Source organism: Helicobacter typhlonius, from assembly GCF_001460635.1.
In the GTDB taxonomy this organism is placed as follows: Bacteria; Campylobacterota; Campylobacteria; order Campylobacterales; family Helicobacteraceae; genus Helicobacter_C; species Helicobacter_C typhlonius.
On sequence record NZ_LN907858.1, the window covers coordinates 1,318,276 to 1,344,253 of the forward strand.

Here is a 25,978-nt window from a genome sequence, read left to right on the forward strand (position 1 = left end):
CGCACATTTATGCAAAGATTCTATAAAATTCTTAAGCAAAATCCCTAAATAGTTTGCCTATATCTACATTGCAAACAACTTTATCGGCGCATTTTTTATAAATTTCATTTGCACCACTTATCAAATCATCGCTTGAAATGCCGTGGCTAATGGAGATTTTTGCCTCCAAATACGCACTTAAATTATCAAATATCTTCAAAAATTCCCCATAAATGGGATTATTCTCATTATGATTAAAACGCTCCATTAGCTCCTCGCCACTTACAGTATTATGAGGAAAATGCTCAATCATATAGCGATTAGCAAATTCATTTTGTGTAAAATAAGTAATATCTTCTGCAATATTAGGCGGTACAATCGCTAGAATCTTTTTTTTCACAGCCTCTTCTTCAATCTCTTTAATCAGTCTATCAAGCCCTTTTACACTGCGTTTAATAGGCGAGATAATATCACGCGTTAGAATCTCAGGCAAATCGTGAAAAAGCCCACATAAAAAATGATTAATACGCATTTTCTCACAACAGCCTATATCAAAACTTATCAAATATGCACTTAAAGCCACAATAAGCGTATGTCCTAGCACTGAAGTAGCTGGGATTCTCGGTGTTTGACTCCACCGCTTTTGGAATCTAAGCTGCCCAAACATCGCAACAAGCTCACGCACATTTTCATAGAGCATAATCTCACGCATTCCCACCAAATGATAATGCTCCTCTACCTGCTTATTAATAATATCGCGAATATTTTGCACATCATACATATAAGGATTAAAGTGATAAATAATATCAAACTCCCATTTAGACGCATAATAATGCGAGGCTTTGAGAATCTGCTTTTCAAGGTTAGTTTTGGTGCTTATGAGATATTCTTTCATTTTTGGAAAAAACTCATACATACTTAAATCGGATTCTAATTGCTCGCATACAAACTCTACAAGCTCTTTATTATGCGTTTCTTGCAATTTATGAAACACAGGAGGCTTAATATCTGTTAAAACAATGCGTTCAAAAAACTCAAAGCAAAATTGCAATATCAATCTTTCCCAATCAATACTTTTGCCATTATTTTCCTCATACTTTGCCAAAATATAAGCAATCACAATTTTATGCGCTTGTTTATCTAGCTCTACAAATTCCACAGGTGTAGCTTGGTCATTCCAGCGGCGAATACTTGCAGCAACAAAAATCCTCTTTAATAATCCCGCACTTAAGCGTGGCGATTTTAAACCTATATTGTGATTATGTGAATCCATAATATTCCTTTTGGTGATGTTGTCTTTATGGCATTATTGGGATAGATTCTAACATATTTAAGGGCTTTATTTGAAAGCATATATAAAATTTGATACCATTAGTGAATCTTTTGGTAGCAAACGCGTAAAGGGAGGAGCGATGAATATTTTTAAGACAAATGATAAAAGTAATTATTTTGAAAGCGATATAAATGCCTATATCAACCCTCCACCAAAAATCCCTTGGTTTTTAAGATTCCCAATGTGGATAGCAAAAAAGAAGCTCAAAAAAGATTTGCTTCTACCAAAGATTCTATCGTGGAGTCCTAAAACCGCTATAAGCTCGGCGGTAATGGAAACTTTCATCACGCACGATGATATAGAAGTGCCTAAGAGACTTTTAAAACTTATTAGAATCCACATTTCTATTGATGTCGCTTGTCCTTTTTGTATTGATATGAATAGTTTTGAATACGATAAGGACTGCATTACAGAGGAAGAAATAAGGGTGCTACAAAGTATGGATATTGATAGTTGCCCAAGCTTTTCGCATAGGGAGAAAGTCGCCCTGCGCTATATATCTGCTATCACAAAAACACCGCTTGTGATAAGTGAGGAGCTCATCAAAGAGGTAAAAAAGGAATATTCCCAAAGGGCGATTTTAATCCTCGCAGCGACTGCAGCGCAAGTGAATTATTGGGCTAGGCTCATACGCGCACTAGGTGTGCCAACGGCAGGATTCACAAATCTATGCAGGATTGAAAGGAGCGAGTGAGGGCATTAGCCTTTCGCTCTTTTCATATTTCTAACCCACCCACCATACCCCAACATCTCATATTTTACATTTCATATCCCACCCCACAACCCCCATTAATTTACTTCATATAATTGACACATAGATATAATGTTTGTATGCTCTGTATTGACACTTCTTGCTTAAGACTACAACACGCCATTTTTATATTTTAATTTTTAAAATTGAAGGAAATTTAATGCAACCATCGGGATTAAAACAAATTGTCATTTTTATATATTCTGCGCTGCTTTTTGCTGTAAGCTATTTTACGCTCATCGCTGTTTTATGTTTTTTCCTTAAGATTCCTGTGCTTACAAATACTGAAATTTAGCTTAAAGATATGTATAAAATTAAAGATATGATTAATGATAAGCTAACTACAAAACAAAGGCTTATTGTCATAAGTGGTTCTAACTCACTCTTTGGCTTAAATGGAGCAATGATTGAAGCTAATACTCAATTTAGATTTATTAGGTTTGCCTATAAATTATCATATAGAATTTAACTATTATTCAAATAATGCCCCGACAAAAGGATACTGGATATGCTAAGTTGGGGAGATGGATATTATAAATATATAAACATATATAGATGTAGCATTAGCACTCCTCCACAATAACCATAAACAAACACTATCACAGATCATACACTTCATAAAATACACATATCAATCCAATCAATCTAATATTCAAGCAAATATGGAAAAGATTGTAAATCAAGAAAACACAATATCACAAAATCCCTCTATTCACGAAGAAATGATAACACTTCCTTGTCAGGCAGCGAAATGGGCAGGTTATAATTATAAGTCTTCAAGCCCTAATGGTGATTTTTGCTCACAAGAAAATAGCAAACCTTTTTACACAGAATCTGCCTATCTTAATACACACTTAGAAGTATCCTCTTTTTTCTCGGTGAATATAAACGACTAAAAGACTTTTGCAGATTCTAAAAATATAAAAATCTTTCTCTTTTATCCCGTAACTATGGAGAATTCTTTATTTAATCTCACAGATATTAAAACTTTTCAAAAAATTGAAAATCTTACATCTCAACTTGCCACCCATAATATCAATATTTATGGAGATTTTAGAGATTCTCATAATGTTCGCACAAGTATATTTATCAAACAATTACTCCAACTGCCGATACATTGAAAGTATCCTAAACACAATATGCAAATGCGTATAATTTGCGATTTTGTAACTAAGAGACATTACAATTTCGCATTTATTTTAATCCTTTAAGGAGTCATAATGAAATTACTCTACACTCTTTTATGTGTCGCTCTCTGTATTTTTAGTCTCAATGCTTGTAGTAGCAAAAAGCAGCCTGTTGGCAATTTTCAAAGTGTAGAATGTCGCACAATTTGTAGCAACAATCAATGCACCCAGCAATGTATTAGCGCAAGTGGAGATTATTACAAAAAATAATCATCAATACATATCCTAACACTATGTTTGAATCTGCTTATAATCTCATCTTTAAACGTTTTATTTATGTCTATGACGCTGGATTTTTGGGGCTTTTCTATGCGTTTAAGGCAATGATTGCTATCTGTATTAGTGGGCTACTCTGCTACCTGCTGCTAGGCACTCCGGTGATGATTTGGGCAGTGATGATGGCAATGTATGTTTTTTTTCTCAATGGATTCACAAGCAATAAAGATATGGATTGGCAATATCTTGTGCTTTTTGTCATCTTTGTGTGCGCACTCATACCTGTTTTTGGGCTGTGGGAGGAGAGTTTATGGCTTATTATCCCCTCAATGCTCCTTGCCTTTGGTATTGGTATTGGCGAAGTGTATGATAACGACTTGCCAAAGGTGCTTACACTCGCACTTGTTAATGCGCTTGTAGCAAATATTTATGCCGGCTCACACCCTGATGTGCCACTATGGCATTGTATGGGTGCAGCTCTGCTCGGTGGGAGCGTGAGTATAGGGGTGAGACTCTTTATATCTTTTGGGCAGTATGGTAGATTCATACAGACGCAATTTGTCGCTCAACTCTTTGAAATCTCTATGATGTGCGAGAATCTTGGCACAAAAAATTATGAGACGCTCAAATCTCAAGCCCTTAATCATATCTCTTTACTCAAATCAAAACTCACTTCTGCTTCGGCAAAAATCAAGGACGCACATCTTATCAAAAACCACAAACGCGCCCTCTTTTATCTCTATAAGCTCGAAAGTGTATGCTATGTGCTTGATTTAATGAATTATTATTTTTTACACAATCACTCAAAAGCATTGCAAGAAGCACAAAAAGAAATGGCATATAACCTCAACGAACTTTCACATATTTTTTATGGAAAAAAGCCAAATATCACAAAGCATTGCTTAGAATCTGCGCTGAAAAATAATGCAGATTCACAATGGATTAATGCACTTAAAATTTTCTACTCAAAAGTAGAATCTTTTACGCGTCTCTCATCTTTGCAATCTCAAGCCTTTGTAGAAAATACAAGCACAAAAAGTTTTACAGAAATGTATGCTTCACTCAAACATAATCCTGCACCTTTTTTTTATGGCGTGAGATATGCTGTGGCGATTGGCTGTGCGATGTTTTTCGCGCAATTTTTTCAAATCAATCACGGCGCGTGGATAGCCCTAGGTGTAATTTCTATGATGCACCAAAACATTGGCTCAATCAAATCCGCGGGCAAAGATTCTATATTTGGCAGTTTCATCGGCTTGATACTTGGCATTAGTTTGGTGCTTATCTTTGGCGATTCGCCTCTGCTTTTGTGGATTTTTATCCCTAATTTATTTTTGGTGGTGTATTTTAAAACCTATCCCTTTATGCTATGGTCTATGGTGCTTATGCTCGAGCTTGTGCTAATGTTTGCGCTTTTGGATAGCAATTTTATCGAGCTTATCCTCTATCGTTTTGGAGATATTTTACTTGGATTTTTACTTGCATTTTGTATCTCTAAAATTATCTATCCACATTATAGTGCCAATGAACTTATCCCGCAAACGACATTATGCTTAGAATCTTTTGCTGCACTTGTAACAAGCATAGAAGATTCCAATGGCTACACACTTACGTGCCAAAATCAACTTATGCGCTCTCTTGATGAACTTTCTTCTTTTATCAAAGAAAGTCGCGAAGAAAAAAAGCTTTATGGGGAGCAGATTTTGCAAGGTTTTGCGAATCTCGCTGATGACTTCACGCATTTAAAAGAATCGCTTTTCACATTATGTGAAAAAATCACCCTACAAAATACAAATGATATGCTTTTAAAAAATGACTTAAAGGCTTTGCGTGTGCGATTTTCTATGCTTTGTGCAATGCTAGATTCTAAACCTTATTATTTTAAAACCGATGAAGATGAGCGATTCTTACTCAAAGACAATCAAATTTATCCCATTGTGCGCGAAATTTTTGATTTACAAAACAAGATTTACACTTTTTTGCATACCACACTTGGCAAATAATGTTGTGTTTGCACTTATTAAGATTATAGGCGCAAGATTCTTAGCAAATACTGCCTCTATTTTTATACTACTTCAAGCCATTGAGGCAAGTAGATTCTAAATCTATCTTGGATAAGCACATTTTGCATCATATCACCTTTAAAAGCCACGCGCCCTATTTCGTGCGTCTTTGCGAGTGTAGTTAGGGCAAGTGAGAGAATCTCACATATCGAGCTTATTGCGCCATAGGCTACACCCTGCATATGAAGCCCACCGAGCAAATAGCACAATGGTAGGCGCAATGATTTGTCAATTTCAATATTATAAGCGGGTGTGAGCTTCATATCAAGTTTGCTAATATGGGGGAAAAGGTAGCCCTGCGCGTGTGAAGCTACATCAAGCGCATTCATATCCTCGCCATACATTTGGGCAATAAGGAGTAAAATATCGCTCATATTAGATGACATCTCACCTTGCACCTTGGGCATTGCAATCTCTGCAAGTTGTCTCTGCACACGCCATTTGGCATAGTTTTCTACAAGTCTCGCACTAAGCTTATTTTTGGAGCTAAGGAATGTCAAAAGTGTGGGAAAATCCGCCTCAAAGGTGCAAGTGATGAGATTCTGCGGAGATTGTGAGGTAAAATCTTTATAAATCTCCTCATAAGTCTCCCTATAAATCATAGTCGGCGCATTGCTTTGTAAAACGAGCGTGAGTGTATCCTGTGGTATTTGCTCCGCGAGGCTATGCACGATTGGAAGCGACAAAAGCCTTTGAGGTTCTTTAATGTAGGCATTTTCATTATTCAAGGGCTCTTCAATGCACCCAAAACTATCCCAAAAATTTGGCTCACTACACGCGATACAGCCGTGCCCTGCACGCACAGGCCAACTTGTCCTTGCATTGAATTTAACCTTAGGGCAATTATTAAGCACATAAGGTCCCTTGCACCCAACTTTATACAAACAATAACCATCTTGTAAATGTGGGTCATCAAAACTCTGCGCGAAGTCCCCAGATTCAAACTTTGCCTTTCTCTCGCATAAGTCGTGGAGATTCTTACCATAGCTCCATAATGGGCGATTAAACCTATCAAGTTCGGGTAATTCTCGCAGTAGAATAAAGTATATTAGGCTACCCACGATATTTGTCTCGCTTGGCGGACAGCCGGGAATATTGACGACTTTTTGTGCAAGAAAAGTATCTATACCCACAGAATGCGTGGGATTAGGCATAGCCGCTTGCACACCACCAAAGCTCGAGCAAGTGCCTACCGCAAAAATCGCCTGTGCACATTCTGCCATTTCTTTACATTCTTGTTCTCCACTCACACTATCGGCACCAGAAGTCATAAAATAGGCATTGTCTCCAAGCGATACGCCACCCTCAATGACTAAGATAAAATCCTTTTCTAGTGCGTTATGGAGCAATTCTTTCGCGCTAAATCCCACTGCGCCCATAATAGTTTCGTGGTATTCTAATGAGATGTGATTAAAGATAAGAGATTCTACACCGGGCTTATCAAGGCGCAAAAAACTCTCGCTACAACCGGTGCATTCCGCCATATGAAGCCATATAACAGGCACAGGAGGTTTTAAAGATAGAATCTTCTCGCATATCTCCACGCCCTCTTTGGGTATGCCTATGAACGCACAAATGCGAGTTATCCATTCCTTATCGACCTCACATCTAGGCTCTGTGTAGGTGGATTCTAAACTTTGTAAATGCTGACGCAAGGATTCTAAAATCAGGGCTTTATCCATTCAACACTCCTATTTTTGACTTCATATCCTATCGTGCTTTGCCCTATTCTATCGTATTAATCGGCTCACTCACGGATTGGGTATTGTTTTCATCATTTGTAGTCTCATCATTAGAATCTGCCTCATCTGCTTTATTTACTTCATCTGCTTTGTTTGCCTTATCTGTTTCATCTACTACATTTTGTGTCTCTTGTGTCTCTATCACATCTTTTGGAGGTTTGGGCGTGATAATATCTGCGCTAGGCTTTTTAGGCTTTTGCATATTTTGAGCGAGTTTATTTGAAAGGAAGCAATCTACATAGATTCTATACATAAATGGCTCACTCGCCTTAATATTTGGCACAATCACCGCAAAATCCTTTGTCTCGCCCACCTTAATATCCATTTCAACATTCACGCCAAATTCGCTTTGAGGCAAAATATCATTAAGGATTTTTATCAGCTTACTACCTTTCTCATCACGCACCTGTGCCACCGCCACATAGCATTCATTTATATCGACTTTGCCCTTATGCGTAATCTCACCAGCAACAAAGAATCCCTGCGTATATTGCATAGGGTGCGCGGAAGTGATATTCACATCAATGGGATACAAAATCTTTTGCATAACAAAATGAAGCACGAAAGGTGTAGAAAATATTACGACAACCGATAGAAAAAAGAAAAAATATGGGATAAACTTACGCCCTCTTAGCAAAAGCCCAAGCGTAAAAATCATAATAAAAACAAAAAAAATCGCCATAATCGTAGCAATTTCATACAGCGAAAAATAGGAGATAATCTGCAAAAGGAGTGTTTTAAGATTCTCAAGCATTGATTTCCCTTAAGATGAGCTACGCGAAGCTTTTTCCTCTATGCCACTTTGTCCCGTGCGCCTTTGCAACTCTTGCAAAACCCTTTCAGGTGCAATATACACAGAAGCCAAGCCAACAAGCGTATGGTAGAGTAAATCCGCGCATTCATAGATAATCGCCTCTTCCTCTTTGTCTTTAAGTGCGAAGCAAAACTCCCCCGCCTCCTCTATGATTTTCTTGCCTATACCATTTACACCTTTGGCAAGGAGAGAGGCACTATAACTGCGCTCTGTGCTTTCGTTTCTACGCGATTGTATTGTATGATAAAGCTCATCGAATATGTGGTAGATTCCCTGCGCGTGAGGTTGCTTTAGAATCTGCTTTGGCTCACTCCCTCTTAAATCAATACTCTTAAAAAAGCAACTTTTCTCGCCTGTATGGCAAGCCACACCGACCTGCTCCACGATGAAAAGCAGACTATCATCATCACAATCTAAACATATCTCACTAATCTTTTGTATGTGTCCGCTCTGCTCACCCTTTTGCCAGATTCTCTGCTTGGAGCGCGAAAAATAATGCGCGATGCGAGTATTTGTGCTTAGCTCTAAAGATTCTTTAGAAGAATAAGCTAGCATTAGAATCTCCCCACTGCCCTGCTCCTGCACAATAGTAGGGATTAGCTCATATCGCTTCCAATCAATTTGCCCAAGCACATTTTGCATTGACTACTGCCCCACAACCGCGTTTTTCTGCTTACTTTTTGAATCCACCCAAATATTTGGCACTGCTCCACCGGGGGTAAGGAAAATCTGCGCATTATTATTCTCTTTCAATGCCTCGTTAAACTTGCCTTGCATTTCAATTTGGCGCAGCTCAAGCAATCGCTGTGAAAGACTTTCATTGACAAGGCGGTTTGCCTCACTTTGACCCTTTGCCTCAATTTCTAGCGCATCCGCCTTACCTTTTGCGCGCTCACGCAAAGCATTTGCCTCTTCTTTTGCTTTTTGTGCATCTCTTTTAGCAAGTTCCACGCCCTCAATACGCGTTTTTACCTGCTCTGGCAATACAATCTCGCGCAACTGAATCGACACAAGCTTTACAGGTTGATTTGGGGTCGCATCAAGCTTTGCCTGAAAACCTGTGTGAATGAGGTTTGCTACCTCATCGCGTTTTGTAGGAAGCTCCTCTGTGGGATAATTCCCCACCGCACTACGCACGACATCACGAATCACAGGATTAATGATTTTTTGTTCCCACGCCGTGCCATATTCTGCGATTGTTGCAGGGACTTTCTCACGCTCGAGCTGATACTGCACGGTGAGTTCGATAGAAATTGTCATACCGCTCGTATCCATCACATTAATCGCGTCATTACGCAAAATGCTTTGCTCGCGTCCAATATTCCCCATATCCTCAATACGCGAGAAGTTAATCGTGCGCACCTTTGTATCCACGATAATCACATTTTGGATAATTGGCACAAAAAAGTGCAAACCTGGGTCGAGCGGCTTAGGGTCGTATTTACCGGTAGTTACCTTGATACCCACCTCACCCGCATTGATAATCACAAAAGGACGAGCAGCTATAAAAATCACTACAAACAATATGACGATAATAAGCACTCCTAGCGACTTGCCACTTGGCATTGAAGGCATAGGGAAAGATTCTATATTGAATCCACCACCATTACCACTATTGTTCCTGCCACCATTGTTTGGGCGATTATTATTGTTGCCATTGCCTCGTGGTGGCTCATTTCTCTGCTCTGCTTTTTCATCATTTTGTGCGCGTTTTTTCTTTAAATGTTCGTTTAAATCAATAGGCATTGCCTCTCCTTTAGTCAATATAAGTTAGATAGTGGGCATATTTTGGATTCTCACCATTGACAAGTGCAAAAAATGATTCTTGAAGTTTTTTTGTCATTGCTCCAGCTTTGCCATTGCCAATCACGCGTGCATCAAGCTCACGCACCGGCGTAATCTCCGCAGCTGTGCCGGTAAAAAATGCCTCATCAGCAATATAGACTTCATCGCGTGTAATACGTCTTTGCTCGATTGGAATCCCCATATCCCTTGCAAGTTCTATGGTCGTGGCTTGGGTGATAGATTCTAAAGTATTATCATAAGGTGGCGTGATGAGTTTGCCATTTCTTACGATAAAAAAGCACTCACCACTTCCTTCGGCTACAAATCCATTATCATCAAGCAACAACGCCTCATCACAACCGCAAGAAATTGCCTCGTGCTTTGCCATTTGTGAGTTAAGATAGTTTGCCGCTACCTTTGCCTTACCCATAAAGGCTTTTATAGGATTGCGCACAAAGGAGCTTGTTTTTACCTTTATACCATTTTCTATGCCATCTTCACCCAAATACGCACCCCATTCCCACGCGGCGATTGCCACATTCACCGGCGCATTGATGTGATTAATCCCCATTACACCATAGCCCAAATAAATGAGTGGTCGAATATACACATTACCTTTATAATCATCTCGGTTTGCTCTCAAAAGCTCTACTTGCGCTTTTTCTAGCTCCTCTTGCGTATATGGGGATTTGATACACACGATTTTTGCAGAATCTAAAAGTCGTCTCGTATGCTCTTTAAGACGAAAAATTGCTAATCCGCGCTTTGTCATATACGCCCTTGTGCCCTCAAACAAGGCATTACCATAATGCAAAGTATGTGTTAAAACATGCGTTGTCGCTTCTGCCCAAGGGACAAGTTTGCCATCTTTCCAAATATATTTTGATTCTTTCATTAAATATGCCTCCGCTTGTCGTAAAATATGCGCGATTATAGCAAAAGTTTTGTAATATTCTAGTGGAGTGTGTGCATTTTGTCCTCAAGCAGCAAATATTGCGTGATTTTAGTATCTAGTGTGGATTCTATCTGTGCTAATTCCTCTGCTAAAGTCAATACACCCTGCTTCTCATACTCTTTTGGATTGCTTAGAATTTCTTGCAAGTCTTTTTGTCTTTTTTCAAGCTCTTCTATCTCTTTTGGCAATGTTTGCAGGGCAAGATTCTCTTTATAGCTTAACTTTGTGGGCTTTTTAGAATCTACCCTGTCTTGGGCTTTTTGGGGAGATTGTGTATTTTTAGATTCTATTATCTCCGCGCTCTCATAAGATGTAATCTCATTTAACTCTTTAGCAATCTGCAGATATTCACTATAAGGCATATAGCTCTGTGTGATTTTGCCATTACCCTCAAAAACGAGAATCTTTTGGGCAAGTTTATCGACAAAATACCTATCGTGACTTACAAAAATGACTGCACAAGAAAGGCTTAAAAGATACTCTTCAATAATATTAATCGTCTGTATGTCAAGGTCGTTTGTCGGCTCATCAAGGATAAAAACATCAACCTCTTTAGTGAAAAGCAGTGCCAAAGCCACGCGATTTCTTTCTCCACCACTTAATGCGCCAATTTTTTGAAAAAGCTGCTCTTTTGGAAAAAGAAAATTTTTCAAATATCCATAGACGTGCATATGCTTACCACGCACATTGATATGCTCTCCGCCATTTGGGCAAAAGGTCTCAAGCAAGTCTTTATCGTGTTCTAACATACTCGTGTGTTGGTCAAAATAACCAATGCGTATATCGCCAACCTTTATCAGTCCCGAATCCGCCTTTTGCTCCCTAAGTAATAATTTAAGCAAACTCGACTTACCCGTGCCATTTCTACCCACGATACCAATTTTATCACGAGCCAAGATTCTAAGGCTTAAGTCATCTATGAGGCACTTGCCACCTATGCTTTTATGCAAATGCTCAATTTCAAAAAGGCATTTTTGATTATTGCTGCTTTGTGTGCTGTTAAAGGATTTTTGCTCCCTCTCTAATTCAAGGCGCATTTTACGCAAAATCGCGGGATTTTTTTTCACTTCCTCACGCATAGCCAAGATTCTATCTTTCCTACCCTCATTTCGCTTTAGACGTGCTTTCACACCGCGCCTTAGCCATTCCTCCTCACTTTTTAGAATCTTGAGAAGCTTTTGATGAGCCTTATCCATATTTTGCAATATCTCCGCCTTTTTAGCAAGATAATCCATATATCCACCATCAAAGCTTCTAGCAGCACCATTATCAAGCTCTATAATGCGCGTGGCTACTTTATCGATAAAATATCTATCGTGGCTGATAAATACGACACTTAGACCAGATGAAGCGATAAAATCCTCCAAAAATTCCACCATTTGCACATCAAGATGATTTGTGGGCTCATCAAGGAGCAAAATATCGCAGGGCTGCAAGAGCAGACTAGCTAATGCTATACGCTTTTGCTCACCACCACTCAAAGAATTAGCAAGTCTATCCCTAAAAGTTTCTAACTCAAAACGCGTGAGAATCTCCTCGATTAACCCTTGTAAATCCCAGCCCCTATACGCGCTAAGATACGCACTCAATCGCTCATACTCCTCTAGCACCTCACTGCCTAGATTCTCATTTGTAGCCATTAATTTATGGAGTGCTTCTACTCGCTCATTAGCAGCTTTTAGCTCACTCATACTTTCAAGTAATACATCGCTAGTCGTAGCTTGTGGTGGGAAAATGGGTTTTTGTGGGAGGGATAGAATCTTAAGATTCTTAATGCTTATGCGCTCTCCGCTATCAATATCTATTTTTGCGCTGATAATGCCTAAAAGGCTCGATTTGCCCGAGCCATTCTGCCCGACAATCGCAATTTTCTCGCCCTTTGTAATATTAACGCAGATACGATTGAGGATAATCTTATGCTCATACTGCTTACTTACATCTTGCAGGGAGAGCAGATTCATTGTGGGTCAAAAGTCTTAATTTGCGCCATTGATAAAATCGCAAAATTTGTCTCTTTGTTGCGCTTAGATTCTTTACCTATTTTGATAATTCCCGCAGGTGTGCCAAATCGCAGTTCTGAATCTATATAGATAAGCTCATATTTTTGACGATTGACGGCACTGAAATATTCTATCTCTTTGTGAAAAGGCACGACATTATAAAACTTGCTCTTTGTCATAATCTTCACCTTAAGTTCAAGGCAAAAATCCGGATTATCAGAGAAAATCAAAAAATTTTTCATATTTTTTTGCACATACTTGTTATAATGCTGATACACAACATATTCATTATCGCGTAGCTTTGATTTATCAAGCATTTTTACGTGATTACCCAGGAAAGTCATTGCGCAAAATGGGCTATTAATGTTATGCTTAAAAAATACATTTTTAATCGCAAGTGAAGACATACCAAGCTGCCATAGCTTATTGTCAATATGCGTGGCACACACATCCATAGCATCCTTTGTCTTGCCAATGAGAATCTCATACATTTTATTAAAGACACTTTCAAACTTTTTAAGATTGTCTTTTTTGAATCCATCGGCAAGTCCCTTTAGCCTCTCATGAACTTCAGTCAATACTTTAATATCAGCCTCTGCCTTAGCCACAATCGACATCGTGCGCTTCTTTTTCTCTTCTAACACCGCTGGATCACCCTTTTTTGCGTCAATCTTAGCCTGAATCGAGCGAAGCTCCATAGCCCCCACGCGAATCTTATTCTGCATTGAAAGCTTTTTTTCATTGAAGCTCTCAATCGCCCTCAATACGCCTTTGTAGTGATACTGCGCATCAAGAAAACACTCTTGATAGATTTTATCCGCGGTAAGATTCACATTGGTTTGAAACTGCTTATAAGAATACTCAAGCTTTGTGAGTACCTGTAAATTATCGGCAAAAACATCTATAGTAATGTGTCTATCGTTAAATACAAGATAATCAATCGCCTTTGTAAGATAAGGCTTCACAATGGTGTAGTTAATCCTCTTTTGGTGTTCATCTTCGCTATCTGTATTCTCCTCCATACCCTTTATAGAGGTAAGCGCATTAAACTCCTCCTTAAAATACTCTTTTATTGTATCTTGTATCGGTGTGCTAATCTCAATACTGCTTAACTTGAAATAATCCGTCTCTTCAAAAATCTTCTTGGCTATATTACCCTTTGCATCTATTTCTTTGCTTTTAAGCTCATCATCGGTATTTGTGCGCCAAAAGTCAATCTCGCGTATGAGCCCACCTTCTGGGAAAGCCTGGTATTTTGAAGCCTTACAGCTTGTAACCCTGCTCCCATTACCATCTTCATCGTCAAGGCGAAACTCTACCAACAAGCCAGCACTTGGCATTACGCGTTTGTCGTGCCAATTTTTACTACGCAACTCAAAAATTTTCTTTGTAGCATTGATAATTACGCCATTTTTGGTTTGGTTTGAATATCTCAAAATCTTGCCGTGCACTTTGCGCTCCTTACACTTAATGCAGCGATGAATCTAAGTTGCAAAATCCTTTAAGATTCATTAACGCCTAAAATTCACATCAAAATTTTGTATTCTAGCTAAAAAAAATAAAAAAATCATTTATGAAATCTACAAAATCTTTATGATATAATGAGCGACTTAGTTTCTGCCATAAATTTAGTATCAAAATTTTACAAAAATAAACAGGCTACAAAGGATTCTCATCAAACGCTTAAGATTAGATAAAAGATTATCCGTATTTATTAGTATTGCTCTTGTGCTAGTGATTTTCTCCATAGCAACACTTCTTGGCGATATTATAGGGGCTTTTGGCGTATTTTGCTCGTATGTAAATGTAGGTATCTTTGGCTATATTGGCTATATTTTAATGCCTTTTTTACTCTTTGTGTTATATAGATTTTATAAAAACCCTGTGATAGACTTTAGACGACTTGAAATCGCTGTATCTTTTTGCCTCTTTTTCCTCGCACTTTTACTCTTGCAATCTCTCATTTTTAGCACAGGGCATTTTGGCAATGCCATAATAGCTGCATTTATGCGTTATATCAACACATTTGGGGTATGGGCAATCGATATATTTTTATTCGTATTCGCGTGGCTTATTTTCACAAATCGCAATCTCGCCCTCCTCTCAAAGCAAACAAAACATAAATGCCTTGTAGCGCGAGATGTCATCGTGCATTTTGCTATTACATATTTTCATATCACAAAATCCTTTGTCTTACGCCAAATCTCGCATATTACCCCGCACATAAAGAAGCTCTTTGGCAAAAAAACGCAAGATGTGCTTGACTTGCAACAAGCCAAGCAAGAGCGGACGACAAAGGCGTATTATGATTTTAGAGATGTAGTTATAGAAGAGGGATTTGATGAAATACACAAAGGCACGGCGCGCGTAGAATCTAACTCTTTAGAATCCCAACCCCTAGAATCTACCCTTTCAAATCCAATCTCAAACCCTGCTCAAACCCCTGCACCTTTAGATATAGTGCTAGATTCTATTCCTGCACTTTCCACCCAAAGCGCACAGATGCAAAACGCTCAACCGCCAATAAACACAGAAGGCACAAAGCCCGAAATGAAGCAAAAATCAGTGCGCATAGAGATTGTAGAATCTACTGGACAAGAAATGAAATTGCAAGATTTTTTTGCAAATCAAATCCAAGAGCATAAAGATATGCTAAGAAGCCTCAACAAGCACATCGCTCTTACAGACCCGGCGATAAAGCCTACCCAAGCGACACTTTTCGTGCAAGATTCACAAAAATCTACACAAGAGGACAACACACCAGAGCAAAGCACATCATCAACCTACACCGGCACAGGCACTATCCCTACACCTCCTCCGCGTCCGGCTAATCCAAGTGTGTTTTTACAGATGAGCAGCAATAACATACAAAAGGATTCAAAAGATTTGCTAGAGAGCTTGATAAAAGATAACAACATACAGGCTTCCAAGTCCCCGGGCATTAGACTATCTCCCAAGAAAGAGGCGACAAGTTCTACACATACAGAATCTACGCAACCACAACAAATCCAAACGGGCGAGGATTCTAAAAACTTAGCGCAAAAGAGCCTTATGCACCCTCATACACAATCTACACAAAAAGACATTACGCAAAAGAGCCAAATAATAGAATCTAAAGAGCCGACATATTCGGCTTTGCATACGCCATTTACACCTATAATGCCACTCTCAAGCACACAAACACAAGATTCTAAACCTGCGGCACAAAGCATACAGGAGCAATCCACCAAAATTACAGAGACAGAAAGCATAGTTTCTAAAACACCCATAAGTGTAAATGCAAAACCACAAATAGAATCTAAGGCGCAAGTCCAAGCAACACCAAAAAAATATCAATCTCCAAGCCTCTTTACCCCTATGCAACCACTAGAGCTTGATATACAAGAAATCACCCCCTCTACGAAAAAGAATGAGAATCCTACACAATGGGTGGATTCTATCGTGCAAGAAATCCCAACACAAAAAGAAGTGCATAAGGAAAGGCATTATGAGCGTATAAAAGAGATTGAGGAAAATAAGCACCTTTTAGATACACTCGAGTATGGCAAGGTGCAAAAGCCTACAATTTTTAAACTTCCACCCACAAGCCTACTCAATAAGCCGCCAAACGAACATATTGATATTGATGAAAATGAGATAGATAGAAAAAGTGAGAATCTCCTTGCAAAACTCAAGGTTTTTCGCATAGATGGTGATATTGTGCGCAATTATTCCGGTCCTATTGTTACAACCTTTGAATTTCGCCCCGCGCCCGATGTGAGGGTAAATAGAATCCTCACTCTAGGTGATGATTTAGCAATGGCACTAAGTGCGCGCTCAATACGCATACAAGCCCCTGTGCCAGGCAAAGATGTCGTAGGGATAGAGATTCCAAACAATACCACGCAAACCATTTATTTACGCGAGATTTTAGAATCCGATGTGTTTAAAACTTCCACTTCGCCGCTTACTCTCGCACTCGGCAAGGATATTATCGGCAATCCTTTTGTTACAGATTTAAAAAAAGCACCGCATCTGCTTATTGCGGGAACAACAGGAAGTGGTAAGAGTGTGGGGTTGAATGCGATGATTCTCTCGCTGCTTTATAAAAACACTCCCGATACGCTCAAACTCCTAATGATTGACCCAAAGAAAGTGGAGTTTAGCATTTATGGAGATATTCCTCATCTTATTACGCCAATTATTTCTGAAGCTAAAAAAGCAATTACCGCCCTTAATAGTGCGGTAAGCGAAATGGAGCGGCGACTTGATTTGATGAGTGAAGTGGGAGCTAGGGATATTGATACATATAATCGCAAAATGATAGACGATAATGGCAAAACGCTCCCTTATCTTGTTATCATCATCGATGAATTAGCCGATTTGATGATGACAGGAGGCAAAGAAGTGGAGTTTGCCCTTGCGCGTGTCGCACAAATGGGACGCGCCTCTGGAATCCACCTCATCATAGCGACCCAACGACCGAGTGTAGATGTGATTACTGGACTTATCAAGGCGAACTTGCCCTCACGCATTAGCTACAAGGTGGGGAGCAAAATAGATTCTAAAGTTATTCTTGATGGCTTTGGTGCCGAATCTCTGCTCGGCAGAGGTGATATGCTTTTCAAGCTAGCTGATAGAATGATACGACTTCACGCGCCTTGGAGCACAGAAGATGAAATAGAAGAAGTTGCGGATTTTATCAAATCACAACAAAAAGTAGAGTATGACAAAGACTTTATGCCTGATGAAAAAGATGAAATAAGCCAAAGTGTCGAAACTTCAGCGAGTAGCGATGATATAGCAAAGGCAAAAAGCATTTTCTTAGAGGATAATAAAACCTCGATTAGCTTTTTACAAAGGAAGCTCAAAATAGGCTACAACAAAGCCGCAGAAATCGTAGAGCAGCTTGAAAAAGAGGGCTTTTTGTCTAAACCAAATGCAAGAGGTGTGCGCGAAATCATCGGTAAATAATGCGCTGTGGCTTCTAAAATTTACACGATTAAGAATCTGTGAGATTTAAATTTTTTAGAAACAAACTTTTCAAAGTTCATAAGATTCTAAAATCATTAGAAAATCTGCTTCGTAATGCTAGAAAATGGGTAAAAGTCAAGGCTTAATAAATATTTATTTTAAACTTATACAATACCACACAAATAATTTAATATTTAAGGAGTATTTTATGAAATATATTCTATGTGTATGTATTCTTGCACTCTCTAACTTATGCGCGATTGATTTTTTAGAAGCACCCAAAGCACAAAAACGCATTAATCCACAAGTAGGCAATGATACAATTTATTCTTTTAACTCTTCGATCGAAGAAGCTAAAAAAGCGGTGGTTAATATCTCCACGCAAAAAAATGTGAGCAATCAAATCCCAAATCACCCAATGTTTAACGACCCATTTTTTCAGCAATTTTTCGGTGATATTTATGGGCAGATTCCAAAAGACCGCATAGAGCGCAGTTTAGGCAGTGGCGTAATCATCTCGAGCAATGGCTACATCATTACAAATAATCACGTGATTGAGGATGCAGACAAGGTGCTTGTCTCACTCTCAAATAGCACAAAAGAATATACAGCAAAAGTTGTGGGCACGGACGCGCGTAGCGATTTAGCAGTGATTAAAATTGACGTGAACAACCTCTCGCCTATTAGTTTTGCCGATAGCTCAAATGTGCTCATCGGCGATGTGGTATTTGCGATTGGGAATCCTTTCGGTGTGGGAGAGAGTATCACGCAAGGCATTGTTTCAGCACTCAATAAAAGCGGAATTGGCATTAACGACTATGAAAACTTTATCCAAACTGACGCTTCAATCAATCCGGGCAATTCCGGCGGTGCGCTGGTGGATTCACGAGGTGCGCTCATTGGTATCAATACCGCCATTCTCTCGCGCACAGGTGGAAATCACGGCATAGGCTTTGCCATACCTTCAGATATGGTAAAAAAAATCGCTAAAGAACTCGTAGAGAAAGGAAGTATTAAGCGAGGATTCTTGGGTGTTGGGATTCAAGATATTAGCAAAGATTTAAAGGAAAGCTATGGTGATAATACTGGCGCGGTTGTCATTAGTCTCGAACCTCAATCCCCTGCGGCAAAGGCGGGGCTTATGGTGTGGGACCTCATCACACACGTAAATGGCAAAAAAGTTTCAAGTGCAGCAGAGCTAAGAAATCTTATCGGTTTGCTTTCTCCAAATGAAAGAGTGGTAGTGAAGTTCATCCGCGATAAACAAGAGCGCGTGGCACAAATCACACTTGCCGAACTCCTAGATGATAAGTCAAAGCCATCATCACCTGCAACACAAAACACACCCAGCGGTGCAGGAATAGAGGGGTTGAGTGTCGAAGAGCTCACTCCAGCATTGAAGCAAAAGTATAGAATCCCAAACAATATAGAGGGTGTCATCATTTCGCGTGTGAATCCAAACTCAAAGGCTAAGGAAGCGGGATTTGAGGTGGGTGATATTATCGCGCAAGTGGAGAATATCAGCATAAAAAAGCCTGCTGATTTAAGCAATGCTTTTGCGCGATTAAAGGGCAAAAATAAGCGGGTTCTCGTATATAGCAGTAGCGGCACGAAAACTATACTCATTAAATAGGAAATCTACCACAATGGCAACACTTGATGCGAAGCAGTTGGCACTTATTAAAGAGAGTCTCTATAAATACTGCGGCATTTATCTAAGTGATACAAAGCTCACAATGATAAAAAATAGAATCTACTCTCTTATGCGCGAGACGCATATGCTCAATATAAACGAACTCTTGTTAAGTATTGAAAATAATAACAATATCCAACAAAAATTCATTAATAGCTTCACAACAAACAAAACTGACTTTTTCCGCGAATATCCACATTTCCAAGATATGATTGACCGCTCGTTGCCCGTGCTTTTTAAGCTCAATCGCCCTATTAAGATTTTTTGCTGTGCGAGTTCTACAGGACAGGAGCCTTATTCTATCGCTATGAGTGTGCTATACGCACAAAAGCTTTACAAGACAAATGTGCCCGTGAGTATTGTAGCCACTGATATTGATACCGATGTGCTACAAAAGGCGAGGGAGGGCATTTACACAATTGATTTTAAAGTTGATAAATTCCCTGCTTGGTGCAACCTTGATGAATATTTTGACTCGCTTGATGATGGCAAAAATCCAAATATACGTCTCCTCAAGGTCAAAGACAAGCTTAAATCGATGGTTACCTTTAAAAAGCTCAATCTTTTCAACAAGCACTATCCATTTATGAATAATGAATTTGACATATTATTCTGTCGCAATGTGCTTATTTATTTCAAACAAAAAGACCAACTTGACATTTTAACACGTCTCATCAATACCTTGCGCATTGATGGGGTATTTTATCTCGGGCATTCCGAAATTCTCTATGATCTAGAGGATAAATTCGAAAGGCTTGGCAATAAAACTTTTATCAAAATTAAAGGTATAAAATGATAACAGCAGATGCAGTAAAATACCATCCAGACGAGATACTAAAGAGCAATCCTTGCAAGATTACTCGTAGCAAACTTGTAGTTATTGGGGCTTCTACGGGCGGGATTGATGCACTTTCTTACATTTTCTCTCGCTTGCCAGAGCAGCTACCGCCCATAGCAGTGGTACAACATATCCCGCAAAGCTTTGGCTCCTCATTTATTAAGCGACTAGATTCTATATCCAAACTTAATGTCTGTGAAGTAGCCAAAAAAATGGCTATGAAAAACAACTTTGTATATATCGCGGGAGGCGATAGACATATGATTATTGATTTTGCAATGGGTGCATATTATGCTTGTCCACTTGATGAGGAAAAGCGCATTTCGCGCCATAAGCCGAGTGTGGATATTTTATTTCGTAGCACAAATAACGCAGCCGGGGCATCTGCACTCGGCATTATCCTCACCGGTATGGGTGATGATGGCTGTATAGGGCTAAAAGAACTATATGATAATGGAGCGCATACATTAGCAGAAAATGAAAAAGATTGTGTTGTCTTTGGTATGCCTAAAAAAGCCATTGAAATGGGTGCAGTGAGGGAAATTCTAAGCCTTGATATGATTATATCACGCATTGTGAGCTATGCAAACACACCAATCAAACAACTTAAAGAATCTCCACAAACACCAGAGTCATAATTGCACTAAAATATATGAAAAATATGTGTGAGCTTGTTTTGAGTATATCTACTCTCACATACTTATGCTCCTCATAACGCCAAAACCGCTTCTTTATCTATGGTTTTACTTCAACCCAAATTCTGCGAGAATATCACAAGGTATCCACATAATATCCAAAATACGATGATAGTTATGGGTTGATTATTAAAATAAGATTTTTGTATCCCTATCATAGCGCAAAACCCTCATTGATGTGTAGCAAAAATTCGTGCTAAATTTTGCGAATTTTGTCTCTTTTATACGCGTTTTATGCGCCTTGTTATACTTTTCATTGCCACCTTTGATATATTTATGAATCTAACAACCAGCTAAGATTCTTACGCGGCAAAGCACATTGTATCTTTTTTAAGCCTTAAGGCTACTATCTCTTAATTATCTCCCATTGATATTTTTTGAGCTCCTCACACGCCTTTTTATCACTCTTAAAATAGCATTGACGTTGCAAGTCCTCATATTTTTGCAGTTCGCTCTCTTGCTCTTGCTGTGTTTGTTGCACCTGCACTGCCTCTACTTTTCGCCCTTGCTCTAGCTTTTTCTCCTGTCTCTGCTTACTCTGCTCTTTATATGTCTGCATTTCCTTTTTTTGCATTTGACTTCCAATATAGAGAAACAAGCAAATACACAGCATTAATATCACATCAAGTTTGCGTAGTTTTTTTATCCGCTCACAGAATCCACACTTCATTTTATTCCTTTTATGCCTGTTTATGTAGCTTTTTGCGCAAAAATACCATTATGCTTTCCATTACATCGTCCCAATCCTTGCTCGGTGAAAGCACAGATTCTTTATCGCCATTAGGATACACAAAGGTAATGTTTTGCCCATAGTGCAGAATCTGCTTGAGTTTGCATTGATTTGCCAAAACCTTAATGCGTATAAGCTCCAAAAATGTTTCACTCGCCTCATCAAGTGCGCCAAATCTATCAAAAATTTCAGATTCTATATCATTGACTGCACTTATATTTTCACAAAGCGAAAGTCGCCGATAAAGCTCTAGGCGCAATTTATCACTTGCTATAAGTTGCGGATTGAGATAGGCATTGAGATTAAGTTTTATATCGCATTGGACTTGCTGCACACTGCCCTTGCCACTTAAATGATTAATACACTCTTCAAGCAAACGCAAATATAATCCATAACCAATGTTTTTAATATGTCCGCTTTGAGCAATGCCTAGCAGATTACCACCACCACGAATTTCTAAATCATAATATGCAAGATTTTCACCACTACCAAGATAAGAGTTTTTCTCTAATGCCATCAGTCGTTTTTTGGATTCTGGCGTAATAACCTCCATATCCTCTACAAGAAAATAGCAAAATCCCTCTTTATTGCCTCGCCCTACACGCCCTCGTAATTGATGCAAATCAGCTATACCAAATCTATCAGCACTTGCTACGATAATCGTATTTGCATTAGGCAAGTGAATCCCAGATTCTACAATACTCGTGCAAAGCAAAAGATTGTATTTTTTTTGCGCAAAATCATACATTATCTCCTCACTTTTTGCATTATCGATTTGAGAATGCAAAATAGCAATTGTAAGGTCGGGCAAAAGTGCTTGTAATTCTTTTGCTTTTTTTTCAATACTTGCGATATTGTTATGGATATAAAAAACCTGCCCTCCACGGCGCAATTCACGCAAAATCACTTCCTTAAGAAGTGAAGACTTGCCACTTTTGATAAAAGTGCGCACAGGGATTCTATCCACAGGAGGCGTGTGGAGTGAGCTAAGAGATTTGATTTGAGAAAGAGCCATATTCAATGTGCGCGGAATGGGTGTGGCACTCATACTCAAAAGGTGAGTATTTGCACAAAGTTCCTTAATGCGCTCTTTTTGCTTCACACCAAATTTATGCTCCTCATCAACAACAATAAGTCCTAGATTACTAAATTCTGTGCCAAAAAGCGCGTGAGTGCCGATAACAACCTGTATATTTCCATTTTTTAACGCACTAAACAAAGCCTTTTTTTCATTATTTTTTATGAATCTATCACATCGTCCTATTTTTATCCCAAATGGCTCTAAACGCGCTTTAAGATTCTGATAATGCTGGGCGCAAAGCAAAGTTGTAGGCACAATCATCGCCGCTTGATACCCACTAAGACATACAGCATAGATTGCATTCATCGCTACCTCCGTCTTGCCAAAGCCCACATCACCACTCAAAAGCCTATCCATTACCCTGCCCGAAGAGAGGTCTGCATAAATTTCATTAATACTTCGGGCTTGGTCGCTTGTGAGTGTAAAATCACACGCATTTGCAAAAAGCACAAGTGCAGGATTTTGTGTATCAATTTTTGCACCCTGCAAAAGATTGCGCTTGGCTGCAAGTTCGATGATACCATTTGCAATTTCTAAAAGTTTTACCCTTACCTTTTGTTTAAGCTTTGCAAAACTCCCTTTGCCTAGTCTATCAATTATTGGAATCTGCCCAGAATCTACCACATACCTATCAATCATATTAAGATTTTCAACCGGCAATAAAAGCTTATCTTCCCCCTGATACGCAATTTCTATAAAATCCCTTACCACTCCAGCAATATGCGCACTTTTCAATCCAATAAACTGCCCTATACCATATTCACTATGCACGACATATTCACCTTGAGAAATTTCATTAAGCTTTAAGGTGGGTTTTTTGTGCTTAATTTTAGGACTAAATGTATTAAGAGAAAGGAGCAATTCATTTGGCGTGATAAGATTCACAATAGCATTAGAATGCTTTATCTCCACACCCTGCAAATCTGCCTTATCAAAGGCTTTTAACTTAATATCATTTGATGTAAGCAATGTAATTTTGCGATTGCTATGAGCCTTGAGGAGCGAGATGAGATTTTTAGGATTAAAAGCTATATCATTATAGCCCTCTATCTCTTCACACAGGGACAAAGATTCTATTTTATCTAGTGCAATGGCTTCTTGCATAGAATCTAAGCCATAAATCTCCCTTGCCTCACTAAGCGCACAGGGCGTGAGTAAAGTCGCATATTGCAAGGGCAAAAAATGCGCCCTCTCACCTAGAAACCAAAGTCCAAACGAAGCTACATTTTTATTAAATCCCTCAAAGTCGCTACCCTGCACAAGATGTTCTAATGCGCTATTTTCCTGCGTGTCAAGCGAAAAAAGCGCGGGAAGTATTTCGAGCTGCGTGATATTATCAGCGGGATTACTCATCTGCGTCCGTGTATCAAAACATCGTATATTCTCTATCTCATCATCAAAAAACGCAATGCGGTAGGGATTTTTACTCTGGGGTATAAAAATATCGATAATATCCCCTCGAAAGCTCACCTCACCTTCTAGCTCCACCACCTCCACACATTCATAGCCATACTCGATAATGCGCTCCTTGATAGAGCTAAAATTGTAATGTTGGCTAACATTGAGCATGAAGCTTTGTAAAATATCCGCCTTAGGCAGAGCATAAAGCACACTCGTAATGGGAGAAACAAGAATCTTGGGCTCTTTTGCGGCATAAAAACCGCGCAAAGTATGTAGGGTATGTAAAAATTCCTCGCGGAATGAGCTCAAATCATCACCATAACGAATAGGAAGCTCAGGCAAAACAAAAGGGGAGATTCTAAACAAACTAAAAACCTCGCAAGCATCTTGAGCTTGTTTAGAATCTTTAGTTAGCAGCAATTCATATGAAAAACTGCCCGCTTTGAGAAGTTTATACAGATAAGATTGTATCAAACCTCTCTCCAGTATTATTTATCTTTTTTTGATAACCCAAGTGCAGCGATATCAGCCTTACTTGCATTTGGACCCTTTACCTTGCTTTCACCCACAAATACACCTTTGCGCTCAATGACAAATTCGCTTGTCGTAGCTGTGCCTTCTACGCGCCCTTGCGGCTTGATTTCAAGTGTTGATGAGACAACATTACCCACGAAACGTCCGCTAACAATAAGTGAGCTTGTATCTATTTCGCCATGCACAACACCATTTTTACCAATCATCACGGTGTCTTTAGAGTGAATATTCCCCTCAAACTCGCCATCAATATGCAATCTACAATCCGTGTTGATTTCTCCCTTAATTTTCGTGCCCTGCGCGATGATAGTCGCTCCACCGCCACTTGTATTTACTCCATCAGGTTGTTTATTGTCGCTAACAAAGATTGCCATGCTACACTCCTTTCTTTTTCAAAAATTGAATCAAAATTACTCATCTTCCAATCCATAAAACTTGAAGGATTAATCACTTGACCTAAAAATCGTATTTCATAGTGAAGATGAGGTCCTGTGCTTCGTCCTGTATTGCCACTATAAGCAATAAGCTGCCCACGTTTGACAAACATTCCTTTCTGCACCACTATTTTACTCAAATGTGCATAATAAGTCATAAACCCAAGTGAATGATCTATTTTAACAAGATAACCATAACCACCGGTTGAGAATCTTGCTTCATTGACCACACCATTGGCAGTAGCATACACCGGCGTACCAACAGACATAGCAAAATCAACGCCTGTGTGCAAATGCCTCGTAAAAAGCAGCGGATGCACCCTATAACCATAAGGAGCAGAGATATGATGATGGGTTTCGGTAGGATAACCATTTGGGATAAATTTCATCACAAAAACCTTTTGCGTGCCTGTGAGCGAGGCAACATCTATGCGAGATTCTAAATTATCCCCTGTGCTTTTAGAATCAATAGACACACCAATGATAGATTCTAAATCCTCCACTTTGCTATCGACTTGCGAAATTTCCTCGATTCTTTGCTCGATTTGATTATTAAGCGATTCATTTTTAGCAATCATTTTTTCATATCGCTTCATAATTTTTTCATTCAACTCTGATATTTTGTGAATCTCCGCGCTAAAGGTTTTTATTGATACTATGCCAAAAATCACAAATGTGATAATAAAAATAACGAGATACAGCGCAACCTGTCTAAAAATAGAATTTACATTAATGTAGCGCGACCCATTTTGGTCGGTAATCATCAAAATAAGGCGTTTACTCTTAGGATTCAT

21 protein-coding genes are annotated in these 25,978 nt (G+C 39.1%); 9 read left to right on the forward strand and 12 right to left on the reverse strand.

Translation table 11 applies throughout. From position 1 onward, the window contains the following. Positions 1–31: 31 nt before the first annotated feature. Positions 32–1,252 carry an HD domain-containing protein gene (locus tag BN2458_RS06630; protein ID WP_034342881.1) on the reverse strand — a complete coding sequence of 407 codons (1,221 nt, stop codon included), beginning with the start codon at positions 1,250–1,252 and terminating at the stop codon, positions 32–34. 70 nt (positions 1,253–1,322) lie between these two features. On the opposite strand from BN2458_RS06630, the gene BN2458_RS06635 reads away from it, so the two are divergent. From BN2458_RS06635 to BN2458_RS06645, 5 genes are all read left to right on the forward strand, one after another. Then, the gene (locus BN2458_RS06635) at positions 1,323–2,006 is read left to right on the forward strand and encodes a carboxymuconolactone decarboxylase family protein (RefSeq protein WP_197631359.1); all 684 of its coding nucleotides are present in this window, start codon (positions 1,323–1,325) and stop codon (positions 2,004–2,006) included. Positions 2,007–2,223: 217 nt separating this feature from the next. Next, positions 2,224–2,358, forward strand: a complete 135-nt coding sequence (locus BN2458_RS10585) for a hypothetical protein (protein WP_268902957.1) — start codon at positions 2,224–2,226, stop codon at positions 2,356–2,358. 367 nt (positions 2,359–2,725) lie between these two features. Next, complete coding sequence (locus BN2458_RS06640; RefSeq protein ID WP_034326683.1) at positions 2,726–2,959, forward strand: hypothetical protein; 234 nt, start codon at positions 2,726–2,728, stop codon at positions 2,957–2,959. A gap of 324 nt (positions 2,960–3,283) precedes the next feature. Continuing rightward, a complete protein-coding gene (locus tag BN2458_RS10125; protein ID WP_162845533.1) occupies positions 3,284–3,460 on the forward strand; it encodes a hypothetical protein in 177 nt (58 codons plus the stop codon). A gap of 23 nt (positions 3,461–3,483) precedes the next feature. Next, entirely contained in the window at positions 3,484–5,469 is a 1,986-nt protein-coding gene (locus BN2458_RS06645; protein ID WP_034326686.1) for an FUSC family protein, read from the forward strand. A gap of 62 nt (positions 5,470–5,531) precedes the next feature. On the opposite strand, the gene BN2458_RS06650 is transcribed toward BN2458_RS06645, so the two are convergent. Genes BN2458_RS06650 through BN2458_RS06680 form a run of 7 tightly spaced genes read right to left on the reverse strand, consistent with a single transcriptional unit; the run spans position 5,532 to position 14,276 of the window. After that, entirely contained in the window at positions 5,532–7,211 is a 1,680-nt protein-coding gene (locus BN2458_RS06650; protein ID WP_034326687.1) for a hydrogenase small subunit, read from the reverse strand. Positions 7,212–7,254: 43 nt separating this feature from the next. Then, positions 7,255–8,025, reverse strand: a complete 771-nt coding sequence (locus BN2458_RS06655; RefSeq protein WP_064504565.1) for a DUF2393 domain-containing protein — start codon at positions 8,023–8,025, stop codon at positions 7,255–7,257. Between the two features lie 9 nt (positions 8,026–8,034). Continuing rightward, entirely contained in the window at positions 8,035–8,727 is a 693-nt protein-coding gene (gene hisIE / locus BN2458_RS06660; protein WP_034326689.1) for a bifunctional phosphoribosyl-AMP cyclohydrolase/phosphoribosyl-ATP diphosphatase HisIE, read from the reverse strand. Positions 8,728–8,730: 3 nt separating this feature from the next. Then, positions 8,731–9,831 (reverse strand): prohibitin family protein, encoded by a 1,101-nt coding sequence (locus tag BN2458_RS06665; protein WP_034326691.1) that lies wholly within the window; start codon positions 9,829–9,831, stop codon positions 8,731–8,733. Between the two features lie 10 nt (positions 9,832–9,841). After that, the gene (locus tag BN2458_RS06670; protein ID WP_034326693.1) at positions 9,842–10,765 is read right to left on the reverse strand and encodes a branched-chain amino acid transaminase; all 924 of its coding nucleotides are present in this window, start codon (positions 10,763–10,765) and stop codon (positions 9,842–9,844) included. A 59-nt stretch (positions 10,766–10,824) separates the two neighbouring features. Then, positions 10,825–12,786 carry a ribosomal protection-like ABC-F family protein gene (abc-f, locus tag BN2458_RS06675; RefSeq protein ID WP_034342945.1) on the reverse strand — a complete coding sequence of 654 codons (1,962 nt, stop codon included), beginning with the start codon at positions 12,784–12,786 and terminating at the stop codon, positions 10,825–10,827. Next, positions 12,783–14,276: a hypothetical protein gene (locus tag BN2458_RS06680; protein WP_034342947.1), complete on the reverse strand. Its 1,494-nt coding sequence runs from the start codon at positions 14,274–14,276 to the stop codon at positions 12,783–12,785. The genes abc-f and BN2458_RS06680 overlap by 4 nt, the downstream gene beginning before the upstream one ends. A gap of 277 nt (positions 14,277–14,553) precedes the next feature. Between BN2458_RS06680 and BN2458_RS06685 the strand changes: the two genes are divergently transcribed. The 4 genes from BN2458_RS06685 to BN2458_RS06700 all read left to right on the forward strand — a co-directional run bounded on the left by BN2458_RS06685 (position 14,554) and on the right by BN2458_RS06700 (position 20,947). Beyond that, positions 14,554–17,778 (forward strand): DNA translocase FtsK, encoded by a 3,225-nt coding sequence (locus BN2458_RS06685; RefSeq protein ID WP_058122072.1) that lies wholly within the window; start codon positions 14,554–14,556, stop codon positions 17,776–17,778. Positions 17,779–17,986: 208 nt separating this feature from the next. After that, complete coding sequence (locus BN2458_RS06690; protein WP_058122073.1) at positions 17,987–19,411, forward strand: Do family serine endopeptidase; 1,425 nt, start codon at positions 17,987–17,989, stop codon at positions 19,409–19,411. Positions 19,412–19,424: 13 nt separating this feature from the next. Then, complete coding sequence (locus BN2458_RS06695; RefSeq protein ID WP_034326701.1) at positions 19,425–20,267, forward strand: CheR family methyltransferase; 843 nt, start codon at positions 19,425–19,427, stop codon at positions 20,265–20,267. Further along, the gene (locus BN2458_RS06700) at positions 20,264–20,947 is read left to right on the forward strand and encodes a CheB methylesterase domain-containing protein (protein WP_034326703.1); all 684 of its coding nucleotides are present in this window, start codon (positions 20,264–20,266) and stop codon (positions 20,945–20,947) included. Before BN2458_RS06695 ends, BN2458_RS06700 begins: the two co-directional genes overlap by 4 nt. 403 nt (positions 20,948–21,350) lie before the next feature. Here the strand turns inward: BN2458_RS06700 and BN2458_RS06705 are convergent, their stop codons facing one another. Genes BN2458_RS06705 through BN2458_RS06720 form a run of 4 tightly spaced genes read right to left on the reverse strand, consistent with a single transcriptional unit; the run spans position 21,351 to position 25,978 of the window. Continuing rightward, entirely contained in the window at positions 21,351–21,674 is a 324-nt protein-coding gene (locus BN2458_RS06705) for a hypothetical protein (RefSeq protein WP_034326705.1), read from the reverse strand. A 10-nt stretch (positions 21,675–21,684) separates the two neighbouring features. Then, the gene (gene mfd / locus BN2458_RS06710) at positions 21,685–24,690 is read right to left on the reverse strand and encodes a transcription-repair coupling factor (protein ID WP_034343886.1); all 3,006 of its coding nucleotides are present in this window, start codon (positions 24,688–24,690) and stop codon (positions 21,685–21,687) included. 14 nt (positions 24,691–24,704) lie between these two features. After that, positions 24,705–25,124 (reverse strand): bactofilin family protein, encoded by a 420-nt coding sequence (locus BN2458_RS06715; protein WP_034326710.1) that lies wholly within the window; start codon positions 25,122–25,124, stop codon positions 24,705–24,707. Continuing rightward, positions 25,082–25,978 carry a M23 family metallopeptidase gene (locus tag BN2458_RS06720; protein WP_034343888.1) on the reverse strand — a complete coding sequence of 299 codons (897 nt, stop codon included), beginning with the start codon at positions 25,976–25,978 and terminating at the stop codon, positions 25,082–25,084. The genes BN2458_RS06715 and BN2458_RS06720 overlap by 43 nt, the downstream gene beginning before the upstream one ends.